17 protein-coding genes are annotated in these 20,703 nt (G+C 67.6%); 11 read left to right on the top strand and 6 right to left on the bottom strand.

Annotated features, from left to right (window positions below):
- Positions 1 to 30 precede the first annotated feature (30 nt).
- The 6 genes from KBY95_RS02985 to KBY95_RS02960 all read left to right on the top strand — a co-directional run bounded on the left by KBY95_RS02985 (position 31) and on the right by KBY95_RS02960 (position 6,840).
- Positions 31 to 969, top strand: a complete 939-nt coding sequence (locus tag KBY95_RS02985) for a glycosyltransferase family 2 protein (protein WP_254963201.1) — start codon at positions 31 to 33, stop codon at positions 967 to 969.
- A 111-nt stretch (positions 970 to 1,080) separates the two neighbouring features.
- Positions 1,081 to 1,797, top strand: coding sequence for a 30S ribosomal protein S2 (gene rpsB / locus KBY95_RS02980; protein WP_254963200.1), 717 nt, complete (start codon positions 1,081 to 1,083; stop codon positions 1,795 to 1,797).
- 38 nt (positions 1,798 to 1,835) lie between these two features.
- A complete protein-coding gene (tsf, locus tag KBY95_RS02975) occupies positions 1,836 to 2,495 on the top strand; it encodes a translation elongation factor Ts (RefSeq protein ID WP_254963199.1) in 660 nt (219 codons plus the stop codon).
- Positions 2,496 to 2,505: 10 nt separating this feature from the next.
- A complete protein-coding gene (locus KBY95_RS02970; RefSeq protein WP_254963198.1) occupies positions 2,506 to 3,588 on the top strand; it encodes a hypothetical protein in 1,083 nt (360 codons plus the stop codon).
- A gap of 26 nt (positions 3,589 to 3,614) precedes the next feature.
- A complete protein-coding gene (gene recG, locus KBY95_RS02965; protein WP_254963196.1) occupies positions 3,615 to 6,098 on the top strand; it encodes an ATP-dependent DNA helicase RecG in 2,484 nt (827 codons plus the stop codon).
- 34 nt (positions 6,099 to 6,132) lie between these two features.
- Complete coding sequence (locus KBY95_RS02960) at positions 6,133 to 6,840, top strand: M15 family metallopeptidase (RefSeq protein ID WP_254963194.1); 708 nt, start codon at positions 6,133 to 6,135, stop codon at positions 6,838 to 6,840.
- On the opposite strand, the gene KBY95_RS02955 is transcribed toward KBY95_RS02960, so the two are convergent.
- Both KBY95_RS02955 and sir read right to left on the bottom strand, forming a co-directional pair.
- The gene (locus tag KBY95_RS02955; protein ID WP_254963192.1) at positions 6,813 to 7,244 is read right to left on the bottom strand and encodes a hypothetical protein; all 432 of its coding nucleotides are present in this window, start codon (positions 7,242 to 7,244) and stop codon (positions 6,813 to 6,815) included. The genes KBY95_RS02960 and KBY95_RS02955 overlap by 28 nt on opposite strands.
- 70 nt (positions 7,245 to 7,314) lie before the next feature.
- Positions 7,315 to 9,084 carry a sulfite reductase, ferredoxin dependent gene (sir, locus tag KBY95_RS02950; RefSeq protein WP_254963190.1) on the bottom strand — a complete coding sequence of 590 codons (1,770 nt, stop codon included), beginning with the start codon at positions 9,082 to 9,084 and terminating at the stop codon, positions 7,315 to 7,317.
- A 113-nt stretch (positions 9,085 to 9,197) separates the two neighbouring features.
- Between sir and glyS the strand changes: the two genes are divergently transcribed.
- The gene (glyS, locus tag KBY95_RS02945; RefSeq protein WP_254963189.1) at positions 9,198 to 11,363 is read left to right on the top strand and encodes a glycine--tRNA ligase subunit beta; all 2,166 of its coding nucleotides are present in this window, start codon (positions 9,198 to 9,200) and stop codon (positions 11,361 to 11,363) included.
- Positions 11,364 to 11,399: 36 nt separating this feature from the next.
- Here the strand turns inward: glyS and KBY95_RS02940 are convergent, their stop codons facing one another.
- Genes KBY95_RS02940 through KBY95_RS02930 form a run of 3 tightly spaced genes read right to left on the bottom strand, consistent with a single transcriptional unit; the run spans position 11,400 to position 14,331 of the window.
- Positions 11,400 to 12,497, bottom strand: a complete 1,098-nt coding sequence (locus KBY95_RS02940; RefSeq protein WP_254963188.1) for a type III polyketide synthase — start codon at positions 12,495 to 12,497, stop codon at positions 11,400 to 11,402.
- Positions 12,488 to 13,642, bottom strand: coding sequence for an NAD(P)/FAD-dependent oxidoreductase (locus KBY95_RS02935; RefSeq protein ID WP_254963186.1), 1,155 nt, complete (start codon positions 13,640 to 13,642; stop codon positions 12,488 to 12,490). The genes KBY95_RS02940 and KBY95_RS02935 overlap by 10 nt, the downstream gene beginning before the upstream one ends.
- Entirely contained in the window at positions 13,639 to 14,331 is a 693-nt protein-coding gene (locus KBY95_RS02930) for a methyltransferase domain-containing protein (RefSeq protein WP_254963184.1), read from the bottom strand. The genes KBY95_RS02935 and KBY95_RS02930 overlap by 4 nt, the downstream gene beginning before the upstream one ends.
- Positions 14,332 to 14,586: 255 nt before the next feature.
- Between KBY95_RS02930 and KBY95_RS02925 the strand changes: the two genes are divergently transcribed.
- The gene (locus tag KBY95_RS02925) at positions 14,587 to 15,906 is read left to right on the top strand and encodes a hemolysin family protein (RefSeq protein ID WP_254963183.1); all 1,320 of its coding nucleotides are present in this window, start codon (positions 14,587 to 14,589) and stop codon (positions 15,904 to 15,906) included.
- Between the two features lie 8 nt (positions 15,907 to 15,914).
- On the opposite strand, the gene chlP is transcribed toward KBY95_RS02925, so the two are convergent.
- Complete coding sequence (chlP, locus tag KBY95_RS02920; protein ID WP_254963182.1) at positions 15,915 to 17,306, bottom strand: geranylgeranyl reductase; 1,392 nt, start codon at positions 17,304 to 17,306, stop codon at positions 15,915 to 15,917.
- A 126-nt stretch (positions 17,307 to 17,432) separates the two neighbouring features.
- On the opposite strand from chlP, the gene KBY95_RS02915 reads away from it, so the two are divergent.
- From KBY95_RS02915 to KBY95_RS02905, 3 genes are all read left to right on the top strand, one after another.
- The gene (locus KBY95_RS02915; protein WP_396094861.1) at positions 17,433 to 18,155 is read left to right on the top strand and encodes a D-alanyl-D-alanine carboxypeptidase family protein; all 723 of its coding nucleotides are present in this window, start codon (positions 17,433 to 17,435) and stop codon (positions 18,153 to 18,155) included.
- 309 nt (positions 18,156 to 18,464) lie between these two features.
- On the top strand, positions 18,465 to 20,273 hold the full coding sequence (typA, locus tag KBY95_RS02910; protein ID WP_254963178.1) for a translational GTPase TypA: 1,809 nt from the start codon (positions 18,465 to 18,467) through the stop codon (positions 20,271 to 20,273).
- Positions 20,270 to 20,686 (top strand): DUF309 domain-containing protein, encoded by a 417-nt coding sequence (locus KBY95_RS02905; protein ID WP_254963177.1) that lies wholly within the window; start codon positions 20,270 to 20,272, stop codon positions 20,684 to 20,686. The genes typA and KBY95_RS02905 overlap by 4 nt, the downstream gene beginning before the upstream one ends.
- Positions 20,687 to 20,703 lie beyond the last annotated feature (17 nt).

Raw genomic sequence — 20,703 nt, 5'->3', positions numbered from 1 at the left:
GCCTGCGGCCCTGCCACGCCCAGAACCCCGATGTTCATCAGCGTCGTCATCCCCACCTACAACCGGCTGCCGATCCTGCGCCAGTGCCTGCAGGCCCTGGAGCGGCAGGAGACCGGCGGCCCCCTGCAGGTCTATGAGGTGGTGCTTGTGGATGACGGCTCCACCGATGACACGGTGCGCTGGCTGGATGCCCATGCCACCGCCTTCCCCCACCTGCGCCTGATCCGCCAGGACCACGGCGGCCCCGCCGAAGGACGCAACCGGGGGGTGGACGAGGCCCGGGGCGACGTGATCGTCTTCATCGACAGCGACCTGGTGGTGACAGAGCGCTTCCTGTTGCACCACGCCACGGCCCTGCAGCGCGCCTGGAGTGAGAGCGGCGACCGACTCTGCTTCACCTACGGCGCGGTGATCAACACCCACAACTTCGAGGCGCCCACGGCGGAACCCCATAAGCTCAGTGACCTGTCCTGGGCCTATTTCGCCACGGGCAACGTGGCGATCGATCGCCGGGTGCTGGAGCAGTCGGGTCTGTTCGACACGGGCTTCCGCCTCTACGGCTGGGAGGACCTGGAGCTGGGGGAACGGCTGCGGCGCATGGGCGTGCGGTTGGTGCGCTGCCCTGAAGCCGTTGGCTACCACTGGCATCCGCCCCTGAGCCTTGAGCAGATCCCTGACCTGGTGCGGGTGGAACGGGAACGGGCCCGCATGGGCCTGGTGTTTTACCGCAAGCACCCCACCTGGCGGGTGCGCTTCATCATCCAGTACACCTGGCTGCACCTGGCGCTGTGGGAGCTGCTCACCCTGGGCGGCCTGATCAATGAACGCAGCCTGCGGCCCTTACTGGCCTGGTTGATCCGTCACGGCAAGGCCGGTCTGGCGATGGAGCTGTTGCGGCTGCCCCTCAATCGCTTCGGGGTGCGGGCCCTCCATGCCGAAGCCCGCCAGGAGGGCCATTTGGTAGGTTGACGGGGTAACCCCAACACCGCACACCTGCACGTTTCGGGTGATCCGCTGCCTTCCCTATGGCGCGGCATCCCTGGCAGGTGGAGGCCAACCCGAAACCCCACTCCAACCAAAATGGCTGTCGTCACTCTCTCCGAGATGATGGAAGCTGGTGCCCACTTCGGACACCAGACCCGTCGCTGGAATCCCAAGATGTCGCGCTACATCTATTGCGCGCGCAACGGAGTCCACATCATCGATCTCGTGCAGACCGCCGTCTGCATGAACAACGCCTACAAATGGACCCGCAGTGCCGCCCGCAGCGGCAAGCGCTTTCTGTTCGTCGGCACCAAGAAGCAGGCCTCTGAGGTGATCGCCCAGGAAGCCGCCCGCTGTGGAGCTTCTTACGTCAACCAGCGCTGGCTGGGCGGCATGCTCACCAATTGGAGCACGATGCGCGCCCGCATCGACCGCCTCAAGGACCTGGAGCGGATGGAGTCCTCCGGTGCGATCGCCATGCGGCCCAAGAAGGAAGCCGCCGTCCTGCGCCGTGAACTCGACCGCCTGCAGAAGTATCTCGGTGGCCTGAAGAACATGCGCCGTCTGCCCGATGTGGTGGTGCTGGTGGATCAGCGCCGTGAAACCAACGCCGTGCTCGAGTGCCGCAAGCTCGATATCCCACTCGTGTCGATGCTTGACACCAACTGCGATCCGGATCTCTGCGACGTCCCCATTCCCTGCAATGACGACGCCGTGCGTTCCGTGCAACTGGTGCTGGGCCGCCTCGCGGATGCCATCAATGAAGGCCGCCATGGAGCCCAGGATCAGCGCAGCGGCGACGAAGACGCCTGAGCCTTTCTCTCCCTCCCGACCTCCCTCCCTCCCCACCCATGGCTGAGATCACAGCGAAGCTCGTCAAGGAACTGCGCGACAAGACCGGCGCGGGCATGATGGACTGCAAAAAGGCCCTCACCGAGTCCGGTGGGGATGCCACCAAGGCCGCCGAATGGCTGCGGCAGAAGGGCATCGCCACCGCCGAGAAGAAAGCTGGCCGTACGGCAGCCGAAGGGTCCGTCGGCAGCTACATCCACACCGGCGCCCGCGTTGGCGTGCTGGTGGAGGTGAACTGTGAGACCGATTTCGTCGCCCGGGGTGAACTCTTCCAGGAGCTGGTTCGCAACGTGGCGATGCAGATCGCCGCCTGCCCCAACGTGGAATACGTCACCACCGATGACATTCCCCCCGAAGTGGCGGAGCGCGAGAAGTCCATCGAGATGGGCCGTGACGACCTCGCCGGCAAGAAGGAGGAGATGAAGGTCAAGATCGTGGCCGGGCGCATCGGCAAGCGCCTCAAGGAGCTGGCTCTGATGGACCAGCCCTTCATCCGCGACAACACCCAGACAGTGGGTGAGATGGTCAAGTCGGCCGCCGGCAAGACCGGCGAAAACATCCGCGTGCGCCGCTTCACCCGTTACACCCTCGGCGAGGGCATCGAGGTCGAGCAGTCCGACTTCGCCGCGGAAGTGGCGGCGATGGGCTCGGCGGCCTGAGCCCGAGCCTTTGAGAGAACCGTCCGACGCGATCGATCTGCCGGGTGAGCTGCTGCAGCTGACCCGGCGGCTGACGCAGTCGAACCCGGAGCTCTACCGCCATGTGGCTCTGTATCTCCAGGTGCTGCGTCAGGTGCTGCCCCAGCGGGTGCAGCAGGCCTGCTTCCATCTCGCCACCCAGGTTCACCCCCAGCGCTATGTCGCGCTGCCTGTCGAACGCCGCCGCCTGCTGCTCGACCAGATTGGGGAGCTGGTGCGTCGCTGCTCCAGCCTGCTGACGGTGGAGCAGCTGGTGATCCTCGCCGCCCAGATCTCCCGTGAGCAGGAGCGACGTGAGCGCCACGACCGGAAGCAGCTCCTGGAGGAGCTCACCTGGAATGGGGAGACCAGCGATCGTTCCCCGGACCCAGGTCCCCTGCCGCCAGGGTCGGTTCAGATTGCCATGGCGCCACCCCTGACCGGATCCTCCTTCCTGTTGGGAGCGTTGGGCCGTCGGGCCGGCACCTCTTCCGACGACGAGGATGCGGCCGACGAGGACGCCGATGGGGACGCACAGCCCGAGGACCAGGCGCTGGAGCAGGACGAGGACGACGATGAAGAGCCTGTTTCGACAGACGATCGCTCCCTGTGGCAGGCCGGCCGGCTGCCGGAGGATCCCGAGCAGGTGCTCCGCTGGATGGACGGCATGGAGCTGGCCCTGGGCCGGCGGCTCCGCAACCTGTCCCATGCCATCAATGTGGAGTTGCTGCGGTGCGGTGTCAGCAGCAGCCTGCTGCCGGTGAGCCTGCTGGATGCGGTCCTGGACGGTCAGCTGGAAACCATGGCTGCCCCCGCCAACCTGATGCGTCTTCCCCTGCCATTCGGCCCCAGCCGCTCCACCCAGGCCCAGACCATGGCGGTGTTGCTGCGGGCCGTGGAGCTGGAACTGGAGGAACCCCGCCTGCGGACGTGCCGGCGGCGTCTGCAGCAGCATCGCCAGGAGGTTCGCAGAATGGCCCAGCAGTTCCGCCGCCTTCAACGGAGGTCGCGGATCCATCAGGCCGAACAGCTTTGGCTGCAGGACATCCGCCCCCCATCGATCCCGAGCGACTGACCGGGGCCTCCGCCGGAGAAGGGGGGATGGTGTCTGCCCTTTCGGCGGTCGACGCCTGGTGCACGCCCCTGCAGCTCGCCTGTCGCCTCGAGGCCGAAGCCGGCTTTGGCGATCTCCAGGGACGGCGGGACCGCTTCAGCGGCTTCATCACCGCCAGCCTCGCCGCTCCGGAGGCGGGACTGGAGGCCGCTGAGCGCCAGCAGCTGGCCGCCCTGGCCCAGGCCTTCGGCGGCTATGGAGATCTTGGCCTGGTGGCCCGCCAGTCACTGGTGCGACAACTGCGGCAGGCCCTGCACGAGCTGCGTTGCCGCCGCCGGGAGATCTTGCCGGTGGCTCCCCCCCGCCTGCGGCTGGTGCCGCCCACCGCGGCGGAGCGGACAGGCAGCGGCGCAGCGGTCCGCCTGACGGACCAGACCCCCCTCGCGGAGGTGGCCGGCATCGGTTCGAAGGCCGCCACCCGCCTGGCCGCCCTGGGGCTGCTGGTGGTGCATGACCTGGTGCACCACTACCCCCGCGACTATCTCGATTACGCCCATCTGGTGCGCATCGCCGCGCTGGAGCCGGGACGCACCGCCACCATCGTGGCCACGGTGCAGCGCTGCCATGCTTTCGGCAGCCCCCGAAACCCGAATCTGGCGATCCTGGAGCTGCACCTCCAGGACGTCACGGGCCGCCTGAAGGTGACGCGGTTCTTCGCGGGCCGCCGCTTCAGCAGCCCCGGCTGGTTGAAAGCCCAGCAGCGGCTCTACCCGCTGGGGGCCACGGTGGCCGTGAGCGGCCTTGTGAAGGAGAGCCCCTACGGCCCCGGCTTCGCCGATCCCCTGCTGGAGGTGCTGGAGGCCCCCGGGGCACCGCTGCGGTCGGAACAGATCGGCCGCTTCGTGCCCGTTTATGCCCTCACCGAGGGTCTCAGTGGCGAGACCCTGGCCAGGGCCATCGCGGCGGTGCTGCCCGCGGCGTGCCGCTGGCCCGATCCCCTGCCGGAGCCCCTGCGGCTGGAGCTGGGCCTGGTGCGCCGTGGCGAGGCCCTGCAGGGCCTGCACCGCCCCGCCGACCGCGAGGAGTTGCAGCGCTGCCGCCGCCGCCTGGTGTTCGACGAGTTCCTCCTGCTGCAGCTGGCCCTGGGCCAGCGGCGTGAGCGCCTGCGGCGCTCACCGGCCCCACCGCTGCTGCTGCCCAGCGGCGGCGAGGACCTGGTGAGCCGGTTCCTCGCCCTGCTGCCCTTTCCCCTCACCGGCGCCCAGAACCGGGTGCTGGCAGAGATCCGCTCCGACATGGAGAGGCCCCAGCCCATGGCCAGGCTGGTCCAGGGCGACGTGGGCAGTGGCAAGACGGTGGTGGCCCTGGCGGCCCTGCTCGGCGCCATCCAGGCGGGCTGCCAGGGGGCCCTGATGGCGCCCACCGAAGTGTTGGCGGCCCAGCACTTTCACAAGCTGGCCGGCTGGATGCCCCAGCTCAATGTCAGCCTTGAGCTGCTCACCGGCTCCACCCCCGCCCGCCGTCGCCGCCAGCTGCTGCAGGACCTGGCCAACGGGCAGGTGAACCTGCTGGTGGGCACCCACGCTCTGCTCGAGGATCCGGTCCAGTTCGATCGCCTCGGCCTGGTGGTGGTGGACGAGCAGCACCGCTTCGGCGTCCGCCAGCGCAATCGTCTCCTGGCCAAGGGACTCCAGCCCCACTTGCTCACCATGACCGCCACCCCGATCCCCCGCACCCTGGCCCTCTCGATCCATGGCGATCTGGACATCAGCCAGATCGATGAACTGCCGCCGGGTCGCACCCCGATCCGCACTCGGTTGCTGCGGGGCTCAGAGCGCCCCGGTGCCTGGGAGCTTGTGCGCCAGGAGGTGGCCAAGGGCCAGCGGGCCTATGTGGTGCTGCCCCTGGTGGAGGAATCAGAAAAGCTGGATCTGCGCTCCGCCGTGGAGGTGCACCGCCACCTGGATGAGGAGGTGTTCCCCACCCTGGCGGTGGGTCTGTTGCACGGGCGCATGAGCGGTGAGGAGAAGCAGCGCGCCATCAGCGCCTTCCAGGAGGGGCGCTCCCAGGTGCTTGTCTCCACCACGGTGGTGGAAGTGGGGGTGGACGTGCCGGAGGCGAGCGTGATGGTGATCGAGCACGCCGAGCGCTTCGGCCTGGCCCAGCTGCACCAGCTGCGGGGACGGGTTGGCCGGGGCGCCGCCGCCTCCCACTGTCTGCTGCTCCATGAAGGCGATAACTCCATGGCCCGCCAGCGACTGGAACTGCTGGCCCGCAGTGGCGACGGCTTCGAGATCGCCGAGATGGACTTGCGGCTGCGGGGGCCCGGCCAGGTGCTCGGCACCCGCCAGTCGGGCTTGCCCGACCTGGCCCTGGCCAGTCTCAGTGACGACGGTGCCGTGCTGGAGGAGGCCCGGTCGGCGGCGCAGCGACTACTGGCGGTGGATCCGACCCTGGAACGCCACCCTCACCTGCGCGCGGCCCTGGAAGCCCAGCGCCGCCGTTCGGTGGAGGCGGCCCAGTTGAATTGAGCCACGACAGCGAACCGAGGCGGTCTCCCCAGCCATGCCCCCCCTCCGCCCCTGGAGTCCGATCCCCATCGACGACGCTGGCGAGCCCCTGGGCGACTTGCCGGCGACGCTATGGCCCCTGGAACCCCATCCCTATCAAGTCCTGGGGGCGCCCTATGGCGCTGGCGCCAGTCCGTTCCGGCTGCGCCGCGCGGTGATCACCCGGCTGGAGACGGCCCAGGCCCTGCTCCAGCAGCAACAACCCCAATGGCGGCTGGCCATTTTTGATGCCTGGCGCCCCATCGCCGTCCAGGCGTTCATGGTCCGCCACGCGTTCCGTGCGGCCTGCCGGGAGCGGGGTCTCGATCCCGATGCCGGCGGGGACGCCCAGGCGGGAGTGGCGGCGGAGGTGGACCGTTTCTGGGCACCACCGAGCAGCGATCCGTCCACCCCACCCCCCCACAGCACTGGCGCTGCGGTGGATCTCACCCTGGCCGGCGTCAGCGGCCAGCCCCTGGCGATGGGCGGGGAGATTGACGCGATCGGGGCGATCTCCGAGCCCGATCACTATGCCGGGGCCGTCCCGCTCAGCGAGGCCGCCGACTGGCACGCCCGCCGGCGCCTTTTGGCGGCGGTGATGGGAGCGGCGGGGTTTGCCCAGCACCCGAATGAGTGGTGGCATTTCAGCCACGGCGACCAGCTCTGGGCCTGGCGATGCCAGGAGCCACAGGCTCGTTATGGCGCCGTCGCCGGGGAGGGTTGACGGGTGGCGGGTGGAGCGCCACCGACCACGGGGATGACCGTGTCAGGCAGGGTCAGGCCCAGTTCCCGGAACAGAACGCTGGCCTGGGGACGGGTCAGCAGACCTTTCTGGACGCAGCGTTTGAGGCTGGCGAGGGTCATGTCGTCCTGCACCCGGCGCAATTTGGCCAGCACTTCGGGGCTCTGGTCAGCGAAGGGCAGCAGATGGCTTTTGTAGGAGGCGCTGATCGACTCCGGCTTGCAGGCCTGCGGGTCTGAATCGAAGTACCTGACAGGCGCCTGCGGTGGGTTGGGTCGCTCTGCCGCCTCGTTGGCCCCGCCAGGCCCAGGCAGCAGCCCCAGCAGCACCCCGCAGAGGAGCGGGCGGAGCAGGGGCTGGATGGCAGCGGCCACAGAGTTCCGCATGCGCGCGATTCGGACAGACCCCACCGTAAGCGGGCTCCCGGGTCGGTTCGAAGGAATCGATCGGCCGGGATCAGGCGGGGGAGAGCAGCTCCCTCACCCGTTGGTCGCCGAGCCGTTCAGTGAAGTCGCCGAAGCGGCTACGGGGGCCGCCCTTGTCGCGCCAGGCCGTCAGCAGGGGCTCCAGGGTCGCTTCCAGCTCCTCCAGGGGCATTTTCTCCAGGTAGGGCCTGGCCAGACGCGTGAGGCCATGGCTACCGCCGAGCCATAGCTGGTAGGTGTCGACCGCGCTCCCCACCAACCCGATCTCGGCCATGTAGGGGCGGGCGCAGCCGTTGGGGCAGCCCGTCATGCGCACCAGGAGCGGCTTGCTGATCTCCAGGCGCTCCAGCAGCGCGTCGAGGCGGGCGAGCACATCGGGGAGGACCCGCTCGGCCTCGGTGACGGCCAGGCCGCAGAGGGGCAGGGCCGGGCAGGCCAGGGCGTGACGCGCCAGTGCGGGCGGGGCCTCTGGACTGGTGAGGCCCAGCTCCGCCAGGGCCTGCCGCACCGAGACCCGCTGGGCGCTGCCGATGTTGCAGAGCAGCAGGTCCTGGTTGGGGGTGAGTCGCACCTCCAGCTGGTAGGTCTCGATGAGACGTCGCAGGCCGGTCTTGAGGTCCCCCTGGAGACGCCCGCACAGCACCGGCAGACCCACGAACCACAGGCCCGGCGACTGGCGGTGCCAACCCAGGTAATCGGTGAGGACGGCGGTCGGTTCGCGGCGCATCCCCTTGATCGGATGGGGAAAGTAGCGCCCCAGTTCGGTCCTGAACCAGTCCACACCACGGTCGTGGATCAGATACTTCATCCGGGCATGGCGGCGTTGTTCGCGGTCGCCATGGTCGCGCTGCAGGGCCACGATGGCCTGTACCAGCTCCAGCACATGGGCGGCGGCCACGTAGCCGAGGGGATCGGCGGTGCGGGCGAAGGTCTCCTCCTTGTTGTGGGTCCGTCCCATGCCACCGCCCACGTAGACGTTGCAGCCCAGCGGCCGGCCGGAGGGATCGCTGAACAGCACCAGGCCGATGTCCTGGGTCAGCAGGTCGACGGAGTTGTCACCGGGAACGGTGACGGCGACCTTGAACTTGCGGGGCAGGTAGGTAGCGCCGTAGAGCGGTTCGGCCGAGTCGCCACTGAACACGACTCCGCTCTCCTGCAGCTTGCGCGCCTTCTTCACGGGGCCCTTGGGCTTGATGCGGTAGCTGAGGTCGCCGTCGACCCAGAGGTCCAGGTAGGACCCCTCGGCCGCCTGGGGCGCCAGCAGGTCGGCGATCTGATCGGCCAGCAGACGGGCCTCCGGGTAGCCATCGCGCTCGAAGGGGGCGGCCGGGGCCATGACGTTGCGGTTGATGTCGCCACAGGCCGACAGCGTCGAGCCAAGGGCCCGCACGATGCCGCCGATCACCTCCTTGAGGTCCGTCTTCAGCACGCCGTGCATCTGGAAGGCCTGGCGCGTGGTGATGCGCAGGGTGCCGTTGCCCAGCCGATCGGCGAGGGTATCGAGAGCCAGATACAGAGAGGTGGGAATGCGCCCGCCGGGATTCCGCAACCGCAGCATCATCTGCCAGTCCTTTTCAGCCCCCTTGCGACGCTTGTCCCGGTCGTCCTGCTGGTAACTGCCGTGGAACTTGAGGATCTGGACGGCGGGATCGGTGAAGCTGGGCAACGCGTTGCCCAGTTCGGCGGCCAGCGGGTCATGCAGGTGGCCGCTGCCAGCCTTGAGCGCCTCCTGTTTGGTGGGGGGTTTGGCGGGGGATGCCGATGGGAGCGACGTGCTGTCGGCGACTGTCGTCGAGGACATCGGCATGCAGAAGGGTTGTTGGAACGAAACTAGCGAACGGGACGGATCGGACCGCTGGCGCTGATCGCCATCTCCCTCCTTTGCATACAGTCGCGTCCTGCCCGCCCCCCCGCATGGCCACCTTTCTTCTGGAGATCGGAACCGAGGAACTGCCGGCCGATTTCGTGCGCCTGGCCCAGCCCCAGCTGGAGGCGATTGTGGCCAGGGATCTGCAGGGAGCCCGCCTGTCCTGGGACAGAATCACCGCCAGCGGCACCCCCCGCCGGCTGGCGGTGACCATCGCCGGATTGCCCGAGCGCCAGCAGGACCTGGTCGAAGACCGCAAGGGCCCCCCGGCCCAGCAGGCGTTCCGCGATGGCCAGCCCACCCAGGCGGCCCTGGGCTTCGCCCGCCGTTGTGGCTGCGGGCCGGAGCATCTGGAGATCCGCGACACCGACAAGGGCCCCTTCGTGTTCGCCCGTACCACTGAGGCCGGCCGCTCTGCCGAGGAGGTACTGGCTGGCTGCATCCCCGGCTGGATCCGCTCCCTGCAGGGTCGGCGCTTCATGCGCTGGGGCGATGGCGACGGCCGCTTCAGCCGGCCCCTGCGCTGGCTCGTGGCGCTGCTGGATGGGGCGATTGTTCCGGTGCAGCTCACTGATGTGGATCCGCCCCTGAGCAGCGGCCGCCTCAGCCGCGGCCATCGTCTGCATCAAGGAGCGGTGGTGATCCCCTCCGCCGGGGCCTACGCCGCCACCCTGGAGGCCGCCGATGTGCAGGTTGACCGGGAGGCCAGGGGACAGAGGATTCGCCATGAGCTGGAGGCGGCCGCCGAGCGGGCTGGGGCCGAGCTGGATCTGCCAGAGGCGCTGTTCGACGAACTGGTTGACCTGGTGGAATCCCCCCGCTTGATCGAGGGACGCATCGACAGCGCCTATCTGGCCCTGCCGCCGGAGGTGCTCAGCACGGTGATGCGTTCCCACCAGCGCTATGTGCCCCTGCGCCTCTCGGGGGCCTCAGGCGATCCCCTCGCCCTGGTGGCGGAGGCGGTGCTGATGCCGCGCTTCCTCTGCATCTCCAATGGTCTGGAGGCCGCCGCCGATACGATTCGCCGCGGCAATGAGCGGGTGCTGCGGGCGCGCCTGGCGGACGCAGCCTTCTTCCTGGCGGCGGATCGCCGTCAGAGCAGCGGCGAGCGGGTGGAAGCCCTCGACCGGGTCACCTTTGCCGAAGGGCTGGGAAGCCTGGCCGACCGCAGCCGGCGTCTCGCCTGGCTGGCCGATCAGCTTTGTCGCCATCTGCCGATCGGCGAGGAGGCTGCCAGCGCCGCCCGCCGGGCCGCTCCCCTCTGCAAGCACGACCTGGTCAGCCAGATGGTGGGGGAATTCCCGGAGTTGCAGGGGATCATGGGGGCCAAATACCTGCTGGCGGAGGGGGAAACCCGCGCCGTGGCCCTGGCGGTGCTGGAGCACTACCAGCCCCGTGGGGCCGGCGATGCCCTGCCGGGTTCGGAGGCGGGCGCCCTGCTGGCCCTGGCCGAGCGACTGGAGCTCCTGCTGAGCATTTTCGCCAGGGGAGAGAGGCCCAGCGGCTCCTCCGACCCCTATGCCCTGCGCCGTGCCGGTAACGGTGTGTTGCAGATCCTCTGGGATCGAGGCTGGTCGCTTGATCTGGTGGCCGTGATGGCCGAAGCGACGGCCCATTGGCAGGTCCTGCTGCCCGCCCTGGCGGTCGAGCCACTCGTCTTGGCGTCCGACCTGCTCGACTTCCTGCGTCAGCGCCTCGCCAGCCTGCTGGAGGAGGAGGGCTCCAGCGCCGATCTGGTGCAGGCCGTGGCCGGAGAGGGCGCTTCCCTGGAGCGGCTGTTGCGGGATCCGGCCGATGCCCGGGCCCGGGTGGAGCTGCTGCGGAGCCTGCGCCTGGAGGAGCGCCTGCCCCTGGTGCAAGCGGTGGTGCAACGGGCCTCTCGCCTGGCCGAACACGCCGATCTGGCCGCTGACGTCCTCAGCCCGGCTGGCGTGGTGGACCCGGAGCTCTTCGTTTCCCCCAGTGAGGCTGCGGTGCTGTCGGTGCTGGAGCGGTTGGCCCTGCATGCCGGCGCCACCGGAACTGCCCGCTACGAGCCCCTCGCCCGTTTGCTGGGGGAGAGCGGAGCCACCCTGGCCGCCTTCTTTGATGGCGACGACAGCGTCATGGTGATGTGTGAGGAACCTGAGGTGCGCCGCAACCGATTGCGGCTCCTGGCCGTGCTGCGCAACCAGGCCGCCGTGCTTGCCGACTTCACCCGCCTGGGGGGCTGAAGCGGCCAGCAGGCGGTCAGCGTTGCTGAGGCTGGATCACTCCAGCAGGGCCACTTCGATGCACAGGCCAGGTCCGAAGGCCATGGCCAGGCAGGGCCCGGGGGCGCCGCAACGCCGCAGCCGCTCGAGGATGAACAGCAGCGTCGGGGACGACATGTTGCCGTAGTCCCGCAGTACCGACCGCGAGGGTTCGATCAGTCGTGGATCGAGCCCCAGGCCCTGGGTGACCGCTGAAAGAATGCGGGGCCCGCCGGGATGCACGGCCCAGGAGCCGATGGCGGCGCAGGTGAGGTGGTGGGAGGCCAGCCACCCCTCCAGCCAGGGACGCAGATGCTCGCTGATCAGATCAGGAACCTGTGGAGACAGGCCCATGGCGAAGCCGTGGTCACCAATCTCCCAGGACATGGCATCGGTGCTGCCTGGCACCACAAGGGAGCCGCTGGCGATCAACCGGCCCAGCGGCTCCGCGGCTGGGCCCCCCTCTGCCCGGGCCTCCCCGGTGGCCACCAGGGCGGCGGCCCCATCGGCGAACAGGGCATTGGCCACGATCCGCTCGGCATCCCACCCGTACTGGAGATGGAGGCTGCAGAGCTCGACGGCACAGAGCAGCACACAGGCCCCCGGCTCGGCAGCGGTGAACCCGGCGGCGACCCTCAGACCGTTGAGGGCCCCGTGGCAGCCCATGAATCCCACATGGGTCCGCGCCAGGCCAGCGTCCATCGGCAGGGCGGCCATCAAGGCGAGATCGATGCCGGGGGCCGCGAAGCCGCTGCAGGAGATCGTGATCAGATGGGTGATCCGTTCCGGGGACACCCGGGCTTGTGCGAGGGCTCCCTCGACGGCACGCAGGGCCAGGGGTGGTGCCTCCCGTGCATAGCGGCGCATTCGCTCCCCGGTGCCGGGGCTTGTGGCTCCAAAGAAGGTTTGTCGGGGGTCGTTGCCGGGGGGATCGAGCAGGACGCTGTGGCGCGTGGCGACGCCCGAGCGGCGATGCAGGGTATCCAGGAGTCGGCGCTGGCCTGGAGAGGGGACCTGGTTGGGCAGGGCCACCTGGGCCGCGATGGTGGCGGCATCGCCCTGGGCGATGCGCTGAGGTGGCAGGGCCGTTCCCAGGCCCTGAATGGTCAGGGACATGGCCTGGAGACAAGCGGGGTCAAGCTGGCGCCATCGATGGAGTGCAGGAAGGGCGCAGCCAGGATCGGCCAGCGGTCCAGCGCTGCCAGGAGAGCGCGGCTGAGGCCAGGACGCCGCAGGGCGAAGGCCAGTCCACGACAGAGGCGTTGGCGAGATCCGATCAGCTGCCGGTGGCGCTGGCCCCATTGCCGTTCGAGCTCCCTGCTCCATTGGTGTTGGCCCTGCAGCACCAGCGGCACTGCCGCCAGAGCTCCCACCAGCGCCCAGCCCATGCCCTCCCCCGTGAAGGGTTCGACGTAACCGGCAGCGTCCCCCAGCAACAGCAACCGCTCGGACGCCAACGGCCAACGGCCAACGGTCAGGGCCGGGGTGGCCAGCCAGGTGGCGGCGGACGCCTGGGGGACGGGATCGAATCCGGCCTCCGCCAGCACGCCGGCGGCGGCGAGGGCCGCTCCTCCCGCCTGGATCAGATGGGCCCGGTCGAAGGCCGCCGCCAGGTTGAGATCACCGGCTTCGGTGCGCACCAGCCCGACGTAGCCGTGCCGTCCGATCGCCATGTGGATCGTGCCCCGGCCATAGCGGCTGGCGCCGGCGTCCACCCGGCAGCCGGCACCCACTCTGGAGTGGGCCTGGACCCGAGTCCGGATCGGGCTGGCAGGGTTCAGTCCTGAGCTGCCCAGCCCGGTCGCCAGCAGCACCACCCTGGCGCTGGTGGTTTCAGGCATGGCGCCGCTGTTGAGTCGCACCTGCCGGCCGCCTGGACAGGGGCCAGCCACCGTGGCCTCGGTGTTCATTCGCAACACCGTTCCTTCGGCCACCGCGGCATCGCAGAGGGCCAGGTCGAGGCTGCCCCGGGAGAGCGCCCGGCCCAGGGGGATGGCCAGGTCCGTCTGGTGCTTCTGCAGGCCGAGTCGCAGCCGGACGAGGGGCACACCGCCCAGCTGCTCCACCAGGCCCGGGAGACCGGCCTGTGCCAGCGCCCCGAGGGCCACCCCGTTGAGGCAGGTGCCGCAGACTTTCCAGCGTGGAAAGGCGCGCTTCTCCACCAGCAGCACCCGCAGCCGCTGCCTGGAGAGCTGGTGGGCCGCCAGGGCGCCAGCGGGACCTGCCCCGAGCACGATCACATCCCACTCCGGTGCGCTCATGGGGCCTGAAGGACCAGGGCGGGTCGTCGCCAGCTGAGCAGGAAGCGCTCCGGCCAGCTGCGCCGGACGCGGGCCCCCCCAAGGCCGGCCTGGATCGTCAGATCCAGGGCCTCGTCCATCCGGAAAGCCCCTTGCACCGAAACGGGACCATCGAAATGCACGATCGGGGAGCGACTCAGCAGGCGACAGCCCACCCACGCCAGCCCATACCCGAGGGGACTGCGGATCAGGTCGTTCACCAGTACGAGCTGGCGGCAGCACTGGCCCATGCGGCGCAGCAGTTCGACGGCGGCGGTCTCATCGAGATGATGCAGAAACAGACTGCAGACCACGACGTCGTAATCGAGCGGCAGGGGATCCCTCAAGGCGTCGGCTTGGAAGAAGGTGGCCTTCAGATGCTTTCCGGCGGCAGTGCGACTGGCGATGGTCACTGCCTGCTGGCTCAGATCGCAGCCGTCGACCTGCACGGCCAGACCATGGTTTCGGCAGCGTTCCGCCAGGGCGATGCTGTTATCACCGCCGCCGCAGGCCACATCCAGGATTCGCAGGGGGCGGCTGTGCGCCTGTTCAGCGGCCAGGGCCTTGATCTCCGTGAACAGGGACCCCACAGCACCGCTCAAGGCATTGATCCGGCGCAGACCTTGCAAGGCTTGGTCGTGCGCAGCGGCATCGATGCCGATCTGATCCATCCATTCAGGTTGTCGGTTCCGCTGGCCCAGTGGCTGCCAATGCATCGGTGACGATCGCTGAGGGTTCGGCGGCTGGCCAGTCGCGAGGGCTCCGTTCGCAGACTGACGCGATAATTGTCTGACGCTAATCCGATTCATGAAGCGCTGTGGCAGTCTCCAGAGAAGGGCTTCCTGCCATGGAGCTTCCACGGGTGTCAATTAACTTGTCCTTCCCATCCGTTCGCAGAGGCCGTGGGGTCATCACTGGATTTGCCAATGCTTTTCGACGGTTTTCTCATCGTCCTGTTGATTCTGATCAACGGGATCTTCTCAGCTTCGGAGTTGGCCATGATGTCGGCTCGGAGATTGCGCCTTGAGCACCAGGCCGAGGCTGGGGATGCGAAGGCGGAAGTGGCTCTGAAACTAATCCGTTCCCCCAATGATTTTCTCTCGACGGTGCAGATCGGCATCACCTCGATCGGCATCCTCAGCGGCGCCCTGGGCGGCTCGAGGGTGGCCGAGGGCTTGCAGCCGCTGCTGGAGACCCTGCCTCCGTTGCGCGCCTGGGCCGAACCCCTGGCCCTGGGAATCGTGGTGACACTGATCACCTTTCTCTCCCTGGTGGTGGGGGAACTGGTGCCGAAGCGCATCGCCCTCAGTGACCCGGAGCGCATCGCCTGCCTGGTGGCACCTCCCATGCGGACCCTGTCGCGCTGGATAGCCCCCCTGGCCCACCTGCTCGGCTCGTCCACCGATCGACTGCTCAGCCTGATGGGCGTCGGCGAGAGTGGTGAGCCGGAGATCACCGAAGACGAGATCCGGACCCTGCTGCGCAGGGGCAAGGAATCAGGCCTGTTCGATGTGGTGGAGCACGCCATGGTGGAGCGTGTGTTTCGCCTGGCCGATCGGCCGGTCAAGGCGATCATGACCCCCCGCACCGACATCTGCTGGCTGGATCTCTCTGAGTCGCCCCAATCCCATCTCGAGCGGGTGATGGCGGTGAATCACTCCCTGTTCCCGGTGGCGCGCGACAGCCTGGACGCCTGTGTGGGCGTGGTGCGTGGCCGCACCTTTCTGGCGGCCCAGCTCCGAGAGGGCCCCCGGGAAATCGAGGCCTTTCTGCAGCCGCCGCTCTACGTGGGCGAGAGCACCAGAGCCCTGAAGTTGATCGATCAATTCAGAACCAGTGGGGTACACATCGCCTTGGTGACCGATGAATTTGGTGGCATTGAGGGACTGGTCACCCTCAACGACATGATGGAAGCGATCGTGGGAGATCTTTCCTCGGCGAGGGACAAAGAAGACCCGATGATCATCGTCCGCCAGGATGGTTCCTGGCTCCTGGATGGCGCCCTCGATATCGCCGACTTCAAGGACCTGGTGCAGAAAGGACGACTACCGGAGGAAGTCCGCGGGGGCTACCAGACCCTGGGTGGCTTCGTGATGCACCATCTCGAGCACATCCCCCGGGCCGGAGAGTCCTTCGCGTGGGATGACCTTCAGATCGAAGTGGTGGATATGGATGGCAATCGGGTCGACAAACTCCTGGTGAGTCGCACCGCTAAGACCTCAGCGCAGGCCGAGGGGACGGCCTGAACGGTTTCTCACTTGGCCACCAGCTCCGGTTCCTTGGCGGAATCGCCACCGGCCTGGGGATCCACAACCGCCGTGGTGGCATGCACGCCTGCAGGCTTCATGGAAGAGCGCGGCTCTGCGGCCAGGAAAATCGCTTCCGCCTCCTCGGCCGAGCGAACGGCACTGGGCACCGGCTTGTAGCCGGCGGGGGCCAGGGCCTGGCCCCGAAGCACCGCACCCAGGGTGAGGACGGTCAGCTTGATCTGCTGCCAGGGGTTCATCATCACCACCCGCTTATACAGGTAACTGTCGAAAGTGAGACGCTGCACGTCCTTGTCATCGCACATCTCCACGAACGCCTCACGGGCGGCATCGTTGCTGTAGAAGATGTTCTGCAGGAGCTCCAGGACTTTGTAGGTGGCGCCGTACTTGCGGTCCCATTTGCGGATGTAGACCTTGAGGTCCTTCTCGGTGGGAATGCGGCTGCCGGAGGCGCTGGCCGCCACGATTTCCTCGGCACACATCCGGCCACTCTTGGCGGCGAAGTAGATGCCCTCGCCGGAGCTCTTGGTGACGTAACCGGCCGCGTCCCCCACCAGAGCCATGCGGCCCACAACCCGCCGCGGGCGAGGATGCTCGGGAATCGGATGGGCTTCCACCTTGATCACCTCGCCGCGCAGAAGGCGTCGGCTGGCCCGCGCCCTAATGCCCTTCTGCAGGCCCTTGATCAGCGACTGGTTGACCTGCATCGTGCCGGTGCCCACCGCCACGTGGTCGTACTTGGGGAAGACCCAGGCGTAGAAATCAGGAGACACATCGGTGCCGACATACATCTCCGCCAGATCCTCGTAATACGCCATCTCCTCGGCTGGCAGGCGGATGCGCTCCTGGAAGGCGATCGCCACGTTGTAATCACCCGCATCCATGGCCTTGGCCACGCGGCTGTTGGCGCCGTCGGCCCCGACGATCAGATCCACCTCGAGGGTCTTCAGTTCACCGGTGGGGCCTCCGGAGGAGTAGTCGGCGTAATGGAGGGTGTAGGGGCCCTGACGCTGCTTGCCGGTGTCGATGCTCTGCACCAGGCCATTGACCAGCTGCGCCCCCAGATCGGCGGCCCGATTGCGCAGGTAGCCGTCGAGAACTTCCCGGCGGCACATGCCGATGTACTCGTTGCTGTTTTCGAGGTGGATGTCCACTTCCCTGTTGGAAGGAGAGATCATCCGCATGTTCCGCACCTTGCGGTCAATGATGGATTCCGGCAGGTCGAACTCCTCCACCATGCAGAGCGGGATCGCGCCTCCGCAGGGTTTGGCATTGTCGAGCTTGCGCTCGAACAGCCAGGTCTGGATGCCTGCCTTGGCGAGAACTTCCGCAGCACAGGAACCGCTGGGACCGCCGCCCACGACTGCCACTCGCAACATCTTGAAACCTGCTCCGCCATTGGACTGTGGCGTGGAAGCTAACACCGCCGGGCAGGCATCCGTCCTGTAGAAAAACCACTGAAATGAGCCCCCACCTAAGATCAGCGTTGGCTTGCCGTTGAGGGAGTGTCCGCCCCAGGGTCCGGTGATGACATTCCGCTGGCCAGGCGCAGCACGCCCCGTCCCCGCCGCCAGGCTTCCCTTCCCAGGCGTTTGGTTCAGGTCCTGCTCACCAGTGCCCTGCTGGCCGGTGGTGCGGTGCTGCTGCTGATCGGCCCGCTTCGCCGCCTGATCACCCCCACGCCGGTGCCGGGACTGGCGGCCCGTCTGGGGCCGGATGGGCGGTTACTCGGTCATTTCCCCTACCCCGAGGCCAACCCGGAGGATCTGGTGGCGATTGCCCCGGGCCTGCTGTTGCAGCCACAGGCCGCCCGGGCGTTGGAGGCGATGCGGGCCGCCGCTGAGGCCGACGGCATTGTTTTGACAGTTCTGAGTGCCTACCGCAGCCTCGCTCTGCAGAAGCAGCTCTTCTTTGATGTCAAGGCCGAGCGCAACCAGACCTCAGCCGACCGGGCCCGGGTCAGCGCCCCGCCGGGCTTTTCCGAACACAGCACCGGCTATGCGGTGGACCTGGGCGACGGCCGCCTGCCCGCCACCAACCTGATGGAGAGCTTCGAAAACACCGACGCCTACCGCTGGCTGGATCGCCACGCCGCCCGTTTCCATTTCGTGCGTTCCTTTCCGAAGGGCAACCAACAAGGCGTCCTCTATGAGCCTTGGCACTGGCGCTTTGAAGGATCCACCGACGCCCTGGAGATGTTCGAGCCGGCCCAGCGGCTGGCTCGCTGATCCGGAGGGTGCGGAGACCCGCCGCCTGGGTGCCTGGAAGGGGTGGGAGTAGGATCAAGATTCGCTTCAACGTTCGCCACACGTCCCACCGGGCCGGCGCGGCAGGGTTTCACCGAAAACCCTGACGAAGCGTCAGAGCGCTGGTTGGCCCCATTAAAAGCGGCCCGTCTTCAGCGGCCCACTTCCCTGGCTCGTTGGCAGCGACATGCCTTCTTCGTCTCGCCATCAACCTGTCGTTTCCCTGGAAACGATCGGCGTCGATTCGATTCCGTCGAACCTTTCCCCCTTACAACGCAGGACGACATCCCCATGAGCGGCGACATCAAAGGCGCCCCGATTCGCAATATCGCGATCATCGCCCACGTCGACCACGGCAAGACCACCTTGGTGGATGCCCTGCTCGAGCAATCCGGCATCTTCCGCGAAGGCGAAGCGGTGCCCACCTGCGTGATGGATTCCAACGATCTGGAGCGGGAGAGGGGGATCACGATTCTCTCCAAGAACACGGCCGTTGATTACAACGGCATCCGCATCAACATCGTCGACACCCCCGGGCACTCCGATTTCGGTGGTGAGGTGGAGCGGGTGCTCGGCATGGTCGATGGCTGTCTGCTGATCGTGGATGCCAACGAAGGCCCCATGCCCCAGACCCGCTTCGTGCTCAAGAAGGCCCTGGAAAAAGGCCTGCGTCCGATCGTCTTCGTTAACAAGATCGACCGGGCCCGCGTTGATCCCGAGCAGGCCGTCGACAAAGTGCTGGATCTGTTCCTGGAACTCGGCGCTGACGACGACCAGTGCGATTTCACCTATCTCTTCGGCAGCGGGATGGCCGGGTACGCCAAGCCCGACATGGCGACCGAGAGCGACAACATGAAGCCGCTGTTCGATGCCATTCTGCGGCATGTTCCGCCGCCGGTGGGTGACCCCGCCAAGCCCCTGCAGCTGCAGGTCACCACCCTCGATTATTCCGATTTCCTGGGCCGGATCATGATCGGCCGGGTGCACAACGGCACGATCGTCGGTGGCCAGAGTGTCGCCCTGATCCGCGACGACGGCAGCATCAAGCGCGGACGGATCAGCAAGTTGCTCGGCTTCCAGGGCCTGCAGCGGGTGGAAATTCCTGAGGCCCGGGCCGGAGATCTGGTGGCTGTGGCCGGCTTCGATGAGGTCAACATCGGCGAAACCATCGCCTGCCCCGACCATCCCGAGGCCCTGCCGCTGATCAAGGTGGACGAACCCACCCTGCAGATGACCTTCGTGGTCAACGACTCGCCGTTCGCCGGAAAGGAGGGCAAGTTCGTCACCAGCCGTCAGTTGCGGGATCGCCTGCAGCGCGAGTTGCTTACCAACGTGGCGCTACGGGTGGAGGACACCGACTCCCCCGATCGTTTCTCCGTCTGCGGACGGGGCGAGCTCCACCTCGGCATCCTGATCGAGACGATGCGCCGCGAAGGCTTCGAGTTTCAGGTCTCCCAGCCCCAGGTGATCTTCCGCACCATCGATGGCACGCCCCACGAGCCCTTCGAAACCCTGGTGATGGATGTGCCCGAGGAAGCGGTGGGCAGCTGCATCGAGAAGCTGGGCATGCGCAAAGGTGAAATGCAGAACATGGAGGCCACCAGTGATGGGCGCACCCAGCTGGAGTTTGTGGTGCCCTCCCGGGGCCTGATCGGCTTCCGTGGTGAGTTCATTCGCGCCAGCCGCGGTGAAGGCATCATGAGCCACTCCTTCCTCGACTACCGCCCGATGCAGGGCGATTTCGACGCCCGCCGCAACGGCGTGCTGATTGCCTTTGAGGAAGGCACCGCCACCTTCTATGCCCTCAAGGGTGCCGAAGATCGCGGCCAGTTCTTCATCACCCCCGGCACCAAGGTGTACAAGGGGATGATCGTCGGCGAGCACAACCGTCCGCCCGATCTCGAACTCAACGTCTGCAAGGCCAAACAGGTCACCAACATCCGTTCGGCCGGCGCTGAGGTACTCGATACCCTCCAGTCGCCGATCCAGATGACCCTGGAACGGGCCCTCGAATACATCGGCCCCGACGAGATGCTGGAGGTCACGCCCGAGTCGATCCGGCTGCGCAAGATGCCGGTGAAAAAGCCCGCCAAGCGTTGAGCGAAGGCTCCCCGCTCGCCGACGAGGAAACCCTGCTGCAGGCCGACCCACGCCTGCGGCAGGCGGTGGTGGATTTCAACAACGCCGACTGGTATGCCTGCCACGACGGCTTAGAGGCGCTGTGGCAGGAGACCCAGGGACCCATGCGTCCTGTCCTGCAGGGCCTGCTGCAGATCGCTGTGGCGGAACTTCATCTGGAGCGGGACAACCGTCACGGCGCCACGGTGCTGATGGGCGAGGGCCTGGGGCGGCTGCGACGTTGCGGCGATGAAGCCCTTGGCTTGACGCTGGCCCCCCTGCGACTGATGGCAGCCGAGCGCCTTAGCGCCCTGCAGCAACAGGGCGATCTCCACTCCCTGCCCCTGCCGCGCCTGGAACTGGCGCGAGCTGCGGGCACGTCGCCGGTACATTGAGCACACTCAAGGCCTCA

Source organism: Cyanobium sp. Aljojuca 7A6 (assembly GCF_024346455.1).
Classification (GTDB): domain Bacteria; phylum Cyanobacteriota; class Cyanobacteriia; order PCC-6307; family Cyanobiaceae; genus Cyanobium.
Note: the sequence above shows the minus strand (reverse complement) of the source record. Positions and strands in the feature narration are given on the sequence as shown.

Bases quoted from the DNA above. Each gene is read 5' to 3' on its own strand.
- glyS (WP_254963189.1), top strand. From the start codon at position 9,198: ATGGCCACCTTTCTTCTGGAGATCGGAACCGAGGAACTGCCGGCCGAT.
- chlP (WP_254963182.1), bottom strand. From the start codon at position 17,306: ATGTTGCGAGTGGCAGTCGTGGGCGGCGGTCCCAGCGGTTCCTGTGCT.
- tsf (WP_254963199.1), top strand. From the start codon at position 1,836: ATGGCTGAGATCACAGCGAAGCTCGTCAAGGAACTGCGCGACAAGACC.
- rpsB (WP_254963200.1), top strand. From the start codon at position 1,081: ATGGCTGTCGTCACTCTCTCCGAGATGATGGAAGCTGGTGCCCACTTC.
- KBY95_RS02940 (WP_254963188.1), bottom strand. From the start codon at position 12,497: ATGTCCCTGACCATTCAGGGCCTGGGAACGGCCCTGCCACCTCAGCGC.
- typA (WP_254963178.1), top strand. From the start codon at position 18,465: ATGAGCGGCGACATCAAAGGCGCCCCGATTCGCAATATCGCGATCATC.
- KBY95_RS02930 (WP_254963184.1), bottom strand. From the start codon at position 14,331: ATGGATCAGATCGGCATCGATGCCGCTGCGCACGACCAAGCCTTGCAA.
- KBY95_RS02955 (WP_254963192.1), bottom strand. From the start codon at position 7,244: ATGCGGAACTCTGTGGCCGCTGCCATCCAGCCCCTGCTCCGCCCGCTC.
- KBY95_RS02985 (WP_254963201.1), top strand. From the start codon at position 31: ATGTTCATCAGCGTCGTCATCCCCACCTACAACCGGCTGCCGATCCTG.
- KBY95_RS02935 (WP_254963186.1), bottom strand. From the start codon at position 13,642: ATGAGCGCACCGGAGTGGGATGTGATCGTGCTCGGGGCAGGTCCCGCT.
- sir (WP_254963190.1), bottom strand. From the start codon at position 9,084: ATGTCCTCGACGACAGTCGCCGACAGCACGTCGCTCCCATCGGCATCC.
- KBY95_RS02925 (WP_254963183.1), top strand. From the start codon at position 14,587: ATGCTTTTCGACGGTTTTCTCATCGTCCTGTTGATTCTGATCAACGGG.
- KBY95_RS02960 (WP_254963194.1), top strand. From the start codon at position 6,133: ATGCCCCCCCTCCGCCCCTGGAGTCCGATCCCCATCGACGACGCTGGC.
- recG (WP_254963196.1), top strand. From the start codon at position 3,615: ATGGTGTCTGCCCTTTCGGCGGTCGACGCCTGGTGCACGCCCCTGCAG.